The organism is Terrisporobacter mayombei (assembly GCF_020748465.1).
In the GTDB taxonomy this organism is placed as follows: Bacteria; Bacillota; Clostridia; order Peptostreptococcales; family Peptostreptococcaceae; genus Terrisporobacter; species Terrisporobacter mayombei.
Genome location: NZ_JAHZMP010000051.1, coordinates 1 through 625, shown reverse-complemented (window position 1 = coordinate 625; position 625 = coordinate 1). Strand labels below are relative to the sequence as shown.

2 rRNA genes are annotated in these 625 nt (G+C 40.6%); both read right to left on the bottom strand.

The window, feature by feature from the left end:
- Positions 1-285, bottom strand: a 23S ribosomal RNA gene (locus K0039_RS20230); the annotation flags it as partial.
- A gap of 246 nt (positions 286-531) precedes the next feature.
- Positions 532-625 (bottom strand): 16S ribosomal RNA (locus tag K0039_RS20225); the annotation flags it as partial.

Here is a 625-nt window from a genome sequence, read left to right as displayed (position 1 = left end):
AAAACTTCACTGGTTTGGCCTGTTCCGCGTTCGCTCGCCGCTACTTACGGAATCGAATTTCTTTCTCTTCCTCCGGGTACTTAGATGTTTCAGTTCCCCGGGTTCCCCTGGCATGACTATGTATTCACCATACCATACTTAGACATTACTCTAAGTGAGTTTCCTCATTCGGAAATCTTGGGATCACAGTTTACGTGCAACTCCCCCAAGCTTATCGCAGCTTATCGCGTCCTTCATCGGCTCCTAGTGCCAAGGCATTCGCCCTACACCCTTAATAACTTGACCAGTTATTAAAGTTTATATTTTTAAAAGTTATCTTCTTTATATGATATATTTTTTAAGAAGTTTATCTTCTTCTTTTATAATGTCATATCACTAAATGTTATGCAGTTTTCAAAGTACTAAAATGCTTCGCATATCGTCAACGTCTAGCCATTCACATTTGTTCATGTCTATCCCGTTGCTCAAAGCACTTATTTTGAGTTTTCATAAAGAACCCTCAAAATTAAACAGTAGGTTAATTCTCCCTAGAAAGGAGGTGATCCAGCCGCACCTTCCGATACGGCTACCTTGTTACGACTTCACCCCAGTTATTGATTTCACCTTCGACACTCGCTTCCAAAAG